General features: G+C 41.7%; 2 protein-coding genes. Both read right to left on the bottom strand.

All coding sequences use genetic code 11. The features are described from left to right. Positions 1–75 precede the first annotated feature (75 nt). Positions 76–2,226 carry a hypothetical protein gene (locus tag EGI26_RS16780; protein WP_255080209.1) on the bottom strand — a complete coding sequence of 717 codons (2,151 nt, stop codon included), beginning with the start codon at positions 2,224–2,226 and terminating at the stop codon, positions 76–78. A 279-nt stretch (positions 2,227–2,505) separates the two neighbouring features. Beyond that, positions 2,506–9,213, bottom strand: coding sequence for a 3-coathanger stack domain-containing protein (locus tag EGI26_RS16775; protein ID WP_255080208.1), 6,708 nt, complete (start codon positions 9,211–9,213; stop codon positions 2,506–2,508). Positions 9,214–9,947 lie beyond the last annotated feature (734 nt).

Here is a 9,947-nt window from a genome sequence, read left to right as displayed (position 1 = left end):
CCCACACAAAAAACCTCCCAAAGCTCAAGTTCCTTACCTGCCTTAAAAAGCTCTAAGAAATAAGATTATCCCGATTTAGTTTTCAAAAACAGTTTTTCTTGCAATTTCGACGTCGTTTGCCACGGCAGGCCGTAAAATGTGCCAATGGAAACGAAGTGCTTCGTTTTGTTCTTTGGTGTTGCCTGCTTGCTCGGTAAAATGCACCAGCGGCATATCGTTATAGATAGGTTTGGTGATGGCGATTACTTCATCCCAAAATTTGAGTGCTGTTTCCAAATGCTTGATTGCCTGTTGTTTGTTTTGCAAATTTCCCGTGGTTCGGTATGTTTGTAAGTCTATTCCACCTTTAATTTTTGCAGCATAATATAAGCCCAAATACGCCCATGTGCGTACATCCGCCACTTCGTACATCAGGGCGTTATTATTTTTGGTGTTGATGTTTTTTACTAGGTCCAGTGCTTTTTTACAATCATTTTCAAGCATTTCGGCCAACATCGGTGGGGTTGTTTTTCCTGTTTCAAAACTTCCGCCTTTGGTTTTTATTTTGACATAATCGGCAATAGAAACATAAGTTGGTTCCGTAACAGCTTGTTCAATTTGTCGGATAATATCAATATAGCTGACTGTTTTGTCTTTTAAGGACAAAAAACCTTCGCTGTACAAGCTAAAATCCCAAGTAAAATCAAAAGACGAAGCCAGTCTGAGTGGTGTTTTACCAGCTAACGAACTGGCAGCAAGTAAGTTTTCGCCATCCTTTCCATATCTATGAGTAAATTCAGCTTGAAATATCACATCAGGCGTTTCTGGGTTATAGAGCAATCTACCCCATAATTTATAAAACAGCCATTGACGCTCGAAAGCGTATTTCCAATCCACTTTTATATCAGATTTTGTGAAGTAATCTTTGGCAGGAATATAAGTTTCAGAACCAATGGTATAGCCACCCACATATTCCTGACTATTTTCTTTGATGTGGCTTCTGATAAAATCGGGCACACCCCATCTGAGACAGAAAAAATCTTCGTTTCGAGCTGTCCAAGTTACTTTGTAGGTCTGCGGCTTAGGCACAAAATAGGTGTCGAAAAGTTTACCTCCATGCACTTTTACAAGTGTAGGCGTAGAGTGGGCATGCGACCAATTGTATTTAAAATCGGCCCAAATTGGTTTTTCGATAAAATCCATTGTGCCTTCTTCGTCGATGGCTCTGCGGGTTAGCCTTTCGGTTTCGATGCTAGTGGGTCCCAATGAGCCTACATTACTAGAAAACGGTATGCGGTGAATCAACTTAGACTTTCTACCCGACATTTTCATGCCTTCAATGATGGTTTCCTTCATCCAATCTTCACGTTGCTGGGGAGTCATGCCAGCCATACCCTCGCCCAAAGTAAGGCCAAATCCTGTAAGTTCGGGATATTCTTGTAATACTTGGGCTACGCTTTCGCGGGTGTATTTTTTAATGATGCTCGAAGTATCGCCTCTCACAAAGAAGTGGTGATCGAGGTTATCCATGGCCACATTGTGGGCTTTGGAAAATTCTGGACTCACAAAAATATTAAAAGGCACTAAATATGTTTCTATTTCTCGTTCCTTGGCCATTCGCAAAATGCCGTGAAAAAGTGTTTGCCATTCTTTCATTTCGGCATCAGAAAAAGGTGAAGCTTCTGGAAAGTTTTTGGCCCGAATCATATAGACATAGGGGTGCAAGTTCCAAAGGCTTAGGATATTGAAGCGATTTTCAGCCATCATATCCAAGAAAGCTTCCCAATATTTGATGTCTTTGCAGGTCTCCTGATGTAAGTCTAGGGCATAACTATGGCGATAGGTATCATAGGGCAAATCAAATTTTATAGTACGATAGGGGTATTTTGCTTTTTCCTCAAAAGCCTTAATTTTATCTAATCCAGCACCATTTTTGATATTTTCGCAGATGGCAAGTGACCCGTAAATTAAGCCTCGGGTATCGCCGCCAATAATGCTAATGGTGGTTTTATCAGTTAAAATACCAAAGGATTCAGGTTCATATTTGGCAGCATCTATTTTAAACTCAATCGTAAACTTTGAAGAAGAATTTTGCAAGGCATTTCCTTTCTTACTCAGCGTTTTTTCGACCATCCGCATAGCATAAGCCGTCTTGGATGGGTCTAACGAAGAAATGAATTTAACAGATTGAGAGAAACCTATGCCTTGAAACGCTAAAAACAGGAGTAGCAAACAAAGTTTTTTCATAAACTTTTAATTTAAACAGCTTTAATGGTTGAATATCGAGGTCTCGAACGAATTTATCCAAAGTTAGTGGTCTATTTGAAAATTACTGTCATCCGAGAAAAAATTAAATCTATATATCGCTCTTCAGCTCAGCTATTCGACATCTTCCCGATGTCGAAGCTAAATAAGAAGGATTTTCAATCCGAGATTACAAAAATCAAAAATACCAGAAACTCTTCCCACACAAAAAACCACCAAAAACAAAAGTCTCTGGTGGTCAAATTGAGTAAAAAACCTAAATCAATTCACACAGCCCCCAATCTTGGCCTCAAATACTACCCCGTTTTTCACCTCAAAAACGCCTTGGGTGGCATCCATCAAGATGGATTTGTTGGATTGAAATAGTACATTGGCATTGCCTTGAATGGTGATATTGGCTTTAAGCTCTAGGTTGGTTTGCTTGGTGGTGCTTCCGCCCAAAATATCGTCGGTGGGACTGAGCAAGGTGATGGCGTTATTGCAATTGCTAGCTCCGCAGGCAATGGTATTGGCTATTTCACCCACAAAAACATCGTCTATAAAATAGTAGGCATTGCTGGAGGCCGACTGCCCCCCATAGCCACCACTGGCTCCGCCGCTAATATCCGTTGCGAGCTGACTAATGGTATTTGCCTGACTTCGGAAATTCCCCAAATACAAATGTTGATACGCTTGGTCGGCCGTTATTTCAGCCACTATGTTCACCCAATTGTCTTTTTCGTGAACTACCAGGTTGCTGCTTGGGAGTATTATTTTATCCACCTGAATGGTGTCGTTGGTAAACTCTACTTTTTGGGTAACATTTAAACCAAAACCTAGATTGTTGGCAGCTACGCCATAATAATCGGATCTGCTGACATACATGCTCAACAGATACCTTTTACCGATTTCCATTGGCAATGCCAAACGGGTATGCAAGTACTCCCGATATTCTGTGCCACCTGAAAACAAACCCGCAAAACCTTGGCCGTTTCGCGGTGTTTGAATACCAAAAGTAGTATTTCTTGGCGTTTCGATGGCCGCTATGTAATCGGCACAGCTGTTAAAATAATCTGACGACCCGGTGGTTGGTATGGTCCAACCCAGATTGGGACTCAACCATTGGCCGGGAGCTGATGGTGTAGGCACAAATGAGGTCGGGCAGGTTTGAGGGTCTTCAAATGAAGGATTTGTCACTAAATTGGCGGTAAAACAAGTATTACCATAAAGTGTGTTTTGGCTTATTTCTGCAAACTCGTATAATTTGATTTTATATTCAAGCATGAAACCGCTTCGGGCAGCCACCGCTATCAAGTATTCATCTCCTACCACCAAATTATCGAGTATCAAAGTATTTTGATTAAATGAACTTTGGTTGCTATTGAAAGAGCATTTTATCAAGCTTGGGGAAGGGCAAACACCTTTGTAAAGTCCAATAATGGCGTTGGCATTGAGGTTTTCTACCTCCACGCCCATTTTGGCACTGGTAGCCGTGAATTTAAACCACACGTCTTTTTCGCTGAAAGAACCACAGCCGGAAGTGGCAAACTCGTTGGTAGCCAAGTCTGCAGATAAGTGTTGGGCAGGGCTGTTTACACTTAGGCTCAATGCATTTGCACAATTGTCGTTTACAGGCACAGAAGGCGTAATGATGGCGATTTTGAATGTGCCTTGGTTTGCGAGTACATCAGCCTGAGCGGCTATTTTCAGAAAATAAGTGGTGCCAATGGTTAAACCCGATTTCGTAAAGGAAATATTATGAATGTCTCCAAAACAAGTAGAAGGAACAAAGGCCAAGCTTCCGCATGTGCCCGAAAACATTATAATTGCAGGGTCTTTAAGGTATCCATCATACACAACTCTGTGCGTAGTGGCGGTGGCCACAAACTTAAACCACACTTCGTTGCCCGCAAAACAGATAGTATTGTCGTTTTTAGCGTTTACGGTGGTTCCCTCAGTAAAGCTCGGTACGCTATTGGCTGATGGCATGAGGGTGACGGCACCGGCACAAAGGTCGTTTGCAGGAGGCGAGGTATCGCTTGTGAGGGCAACAAAAACCCTTCCTCTGAGTGTATTTGAAGAACTATACACCCTCAGCAAATAAGGTGTATTGGCGGTTAGATTGGTCAATATTTTGTTTAATGAAGTAGCCGTAGCACCGGCAGAACCGCAAACCACACTTGTTAGCCCTCCACATGTACCTGTATATAAAACATATACCGGGTTCATAAAATTAGCAGAAAGGATTAATCGCACTGAAGTTTGTGTTGGGGTGAAGCTATACCAGACGTCGTCGTCGGCAGTACCGGTTACTGTACAAGCCACTGGTTCGGCACTTAGTGTACTTAAGATGGTTTCGGAAGTGACACTGGTAAAACTCTGAGACGAACTCTGTATGCTGAGGCCAATAGGTGAACTGCATTGGTCATTGGTGGGTGCGGTGGGGTTAAGTACCTGAAGTTCGAAACCTCCCTGGTGGGTAACCAAGGCTTGGGATGCATATACTTTCACAAAATACTCTTGGCCGATGGTTAAGCCAGTCACATTTAACAATTCTTCAGAAAGACTTGTGAAATCGCCAGTTTTGCAGGCAATGTGCACTGGTGCAGAGCAAGAGCCACTGTAAACCGCCAGCGTTAGGCCCGTGATGGCCTTTTGAACACTGTTGCTCCTGAAAGCTATTCTATGCGTAATGTTGGTAGCCGTGAATTTGTACCAAACGTCAAAACTGTTAGCTTGGCCACAGGTATTGGTGCCAGTAGTTTGATTGGCATCAAGTGTAGTTCCTTTTGTATAATTTAGGCTAGACCAGCTATTAAAAACCGTCAAATTGATAGCAGTGGCACAAACATCATTGGCGGGTGGTGAGATATTTTTTATACAAAACTGAAAATCAATAGATTCAGGATCATAAGTCGAAACTCGGATGAAGTAGGTTTCGCCAACCGTCAGATTATTAAAGACCTTTTCTTCCTGAGAACTAATAGCTCCAGAACAGCCCAAAAACGTTTTAGCATTGCAAGTACCACTGAACACTTCAAATTTGAGATACTTTGGAATTGGCCCGCTGGAGCCGGATTTTAAAATGGAAACATTAGAAAACCACAGCCTATGAATCGTGGAATTGGCCACGAATTTATACCAAACATCCCGCATGATTTTTTTGTCGCTGTTACCAATTACACCACACTCGTTGAATTGTGTCTGTGAACTGCCCGCTAAATTTCCTGAAGTAATACTGCAACCAGCCACATCGCCAGATGGAACTACCGAAATGGCAGCGGCACATTCGTCGTTGGAGACAAATACGGGTGTAGAAATACATACTTTCAGGGTTTCAATGTTGTTATAATACATCAAGACCCTAATGAAATAGGTTTGGCCGATGGTGAGATTGCCCACATACGACACCGAATCAAAATCTGGTGAACAGCCCATAGATACCAATGAACCGCAAGTGCCAGAAAAAAGCTGGTAAACCAAAGTCCCACCCTGCCCCGTTTTAAGGTTAATTTTATGCTGATTGGCAGTAGCCGTAAACTTAAGGTAAATGTCTTTTTCGGGTTGACCGCTCACCTCCCCATAGTTGCAGCCTCCAGACTGGCCAGAGATTGTACTGAAGCCTTTGGTGTTTACAATTGTAGGTGTAGTACAAATAGAGGTGGCGGCCACGGGAATACTCGAAGCTCCGCTGCAATCATCAAAAGGCAATATGTAAGGTGAAGTAACCGCTACATCAAAAAGCGATTGGTTGGCAGTAAGATGGATACTATAAACCCTAAAAAAGTAAGTCTGACCTGGTACAAAAGTTTCAAGCGTAAGGATTAATGTATCTGAAGACATAGAGCCAGAGTTGCACTGGGGAGAAAAAGTGGGCGAGCAGTTTTCATACAGCAAACTTCCGCAAGTACCTTTAAATACTTCTATGGCACCCAAATCGGACTTCCATCCTTTCAGTTTTATTCTGTGTACTTTTTGTGTTGCTGTAAACTTATACCAAACGTCATCATCGGTGAGGGCATTGTTAAAATAGCTATTCGACGACAAAGTGGCGTCAAAGCTACTTCCAGCCACGGCACCAGCAAAATCGTCTGCTGTAGATGGATTCAATGTGACGGCCGAAACACAGTTATCGTTTAGTGGAGCCGAAGTGATGGCTATAGAGAATGAACCAGGGACAGTACCTTGATAATATACCCTGACAAAATAAGTTTCTCCCGCTGTGAGATTTGTCAATAGAGCCGAGGAGTTTTTGGTATTATCAAAACCAGAAGAGATACATTGTTTAGAAACCAAACTGCCGCATGAGCCACTGAATAATTCTAAAATAATGTTTTCAAATGTACCTATTTTTTGTAAAAAAACACGGTGGCTCGTCTGGCTTGCAGTAAAACTATACCACACGTCGTCGTCGGCATTTCCGCTACATCCCACTTGGCTTTGCGATGCAAATAAAGTGGTTCCTGAGGTTTTATTTACGGGTACATTGCCCGTATTCACTGCCAGGACGGCAGCTGTTGCACAGTTGTCGTTGGTGGGCGGCACAGTATTCAAAACACAAATATCGAAGGTACCTTCTTCAGCAATATCTTCCGTATTTACCCATATCAAATATTCGGTACCGACTGTGAGACCAGATACAACCTTTTCTACAACTTCCGCATTACTTGGGCTGCCACAAGGCGTAACTCTGTTGATATTACCACAGTTGTTTTGAAGTACATCAATGTACACATTTTGAATAGTCCCTTTCGTTAGCCTGATGATTTGAGAACTACCGGCGGCCGTAAACTTATAATAAACACCATATTTATAGAAGTCACAATTATCGTATGTATCTGTGGTTACCCCAGCCGAAGTTCCACTTACAGGCGTACAAGTAGCTCCTGGTGTAAGGATTATGGCGTCTTCACAGTCTTCGTTGGGAACGGGCAAATTGACACATATATTAAATGTACCCTGCCCAGCACCTACATTTGATGAAAACACCCGAACAAAATATGTATTGCCTATCACCAAACCTGCCACTTTACCCATTTCAGTATTCTGACCAGAGCTGTTGTTTATACAGTCTAACTCATTCAAAGTCTCACATGTACCCTCATACACTTGAAAGACCGGATCTTGTAAAGTTCCGGGTGTAACAGAAATAGAATGCTTGGCTTGCGTAGCAACAAAACTGTACCAAACGTCGTCGTCTACCTCTCCAGAGCAGTTGGCAGATTCCCCTGCCAAGGCATTAACGGTAGTTCCTGACGTAGTTAGGCTACAACTTTGATTGGGATTTACACTCATTGCAAGAGCATTTTGGCAGCGATCGTTGGCCGGTGGTGGCGGAAAATTACTAACACAAAGCTCAAATGTACCTCTGTTGGGTGGATAACCGTTACAAGTGTACACCAAAACATAATATTCGTCTCCGATTACAAAGTTGGTTTTGAAGAGTTTCCTCGGTTGCGATTCCAAAAATACCAAACTTGTGCCTTCTTTATGAAAAAGCTCAAACCTTGAGTTTGAACCCATACCCAAAGCCGTAAGTTGGATGGTCAGGCTATCATTATTGGCCGCAAATTTATACCAAACGCCATCTTTTATAAGAGGACAAGTGCTGTTGGATGTTTCATTGCTCAAGGCTAGCGTATTATCTCCAGATGCTTTTAGAGTACATGTAAAGTCACTATTTACTGACAGAGTAACTGCAGCATCAGATTTATCATTCGCCAAGGTACTTGATAGGCATAAATCAAAAGTACCTGTACTGCCATATCTGTCCCAAACTCTCAGATAATATTCCTGACCAATGGTAAAGTTGGAATAGCTCAGAAAGTTTTCGCTCGTTACTGAACAAGCCAAAGACGTCAAATTTCCACAAATGCCACTAAAAAGCTCCATGTTAGCACTTGAAAATGTGGTATTCAAAAGTTTCAAAATCATTTCGGCATTGGGAGCAGTAAACTTATACCAAACATCGTTTCTGATGGGCTCAGTAACGCATGAGCTACTCAGAGGTCCGGTGGCGTTGACTAAGGTACCGGCAGTAAGCACTCCGCAGCTGGCACTGTTGGCGGTTAATGCAATCGCTCCTGAACATCCATCGTTGGCGGGCATACCTGAGCCTTCATTTATACATATTGTAAAAGTGCCTGATTGACCGAAGCCAGCAAGATAGGAATACACTCTGAGGTAATATTTTTGGCCAACTGTTAGATCTCCAATGGTGAAATTATTGATAAAATCGGGTTTACAATACAGAGAAGTCAGGCCTCCGCAGTTACCTGAAAACATCTCTAAAATTGGAAATTTGATAGTACCCGGCGTCAAAGTAATTTTATGAACCGTACTGGTGGCAGTAAATTCATACCAAACATCGTCGTCGGCCTGACTTCCAGAATAACAGCTGGCCATGCTCAATGTAGCTTCTTCGGAAGTTCCGGTATTGGTTAAAGTACAAGTTTGATTTTGGTTAACGAGCAGGCTTATCGCTCCTGCACAATCGTCGTTGGTTGGTGGTACGGTCAAAGCCACACAAATGGTAAAAGTGCCTCTCGAAAATGCCGAATTTCCGCCGCTATTAACCCTGATAAAGTATTCATTTCCTATCGTTAGGCTGGTCAGAATCGTCCGCTCAGTATCGTAAAAGGTATTTTGGTTATTTACACAAGCCAAGGAACTTAGGCTACCGCAGCTGCCCGAAAACACTTCAAATACAGGATTTTGAAGTGTTCCAGAGTTGGAAGCCACCTGAATTTTATGCGAGGTAGCAGTAGCCGTGAATTTAAACCATACGTCGTCGTCAGCGAAGGTAAAGTTACAACCCGGCTGACTTTCTGTGGCTCCTACTGTGGTACTTGTGAGCGTAGTTGTGCAAAGATTGTCGCTGTTTACGGTTAGCACGGTTGCTCCAGAGCAGTTATCGTTGGCAGGGGCTTGTGCAAAAATATAAGCCACCTTTAAAGTACCAATTAGCAGCAATAGGATAAGTTTTTTCATAGCAAATAATGTTTGCTCAAAAATACTCATGCATACATTGAGGCCATACTACTAATGTTAGTAGGTGCAAACTCAAAATCTATATGCCCATTAAAAGCCGCCCAATCGAGCTTCGATATAGAAAATACCCCTATCCAATAAGCATTTAGATCTCTTAAGTCCTTGATTTCACTCTGAAAAACATCAAAAGTTTATTTACAAAAACAAAGGCAGCTAAAAAACTCACCTATACTTTATAGCAAAAGAGTGCGTAACCAAGAGCTTTTCAGAGTTAGCTAAGAGCTTACAGACATGTATTAAGAGCTTTTGAACGTTTGTTAGAAGCTTGCAAACATGTATTAAGAGCTTTTGAACGTTTGTTAAGAGCTTGCAAACATATATTAAGAGCTTTTGAACGTTTGCTAAGAGCTTGCAAACATCTATTAAGAGCTTTTGAACGTTTGCTAAGAGCTTGCAAACATATATTAAGAGCTTTTGAATGTTTGTTAGAAGCTTGCAAACATATATTAAGAGCTTTTGAACGTTTGTTAGAAGCTTGCAAACATATATTAAGAGCTTTTTAGGGTTTGCTAAGAGCTTTCAAACGTGTGTTAAGAGCTTAAAAAGGGAACCTAATTGAATAAAATATTCTAAAAATCCTCAAATAGTAATTTTAAAATCCTTAAATTTGAATACCGCAAAAAATAGAACAATTCAGAAACTTATCCAATAAACAGACTTTGAAAATAAAATTC

The organism is Lacihabitans sp. CCS-44 (assembly GCF_024343735.1).
In the GTDB taxonomy this organism is placed as follows: Bacteria; Bacteroidota; Bacteroidia; order Cytophagales; family Spirosomataceae; genus Leadbetterella.
The sequence above is the reverse complement of the archived record's forward strand: the minus strand, read 5'-3'. Positions and strand labels throughout refer to the sequence as shown.

What these genes read in the sequence shown, in the direction of transcription:
- EGI26_RS16780 (WP_255080209.1), bottom strand. Translation starts at nt 2,226, where the DNA reads ATGAAAAAACTTTGTTTGCTACTCCTGTTTTTAGCGTTTCAAGGCATA.
- EGI26_RS16775 (WP_255080208.1), bottom strand. Translation starts at nt 9,213, where the DNA reads ATGAAAAAACTTATCCTATTGCTGCTAATTGGTACTTTAAAGGTGGCT.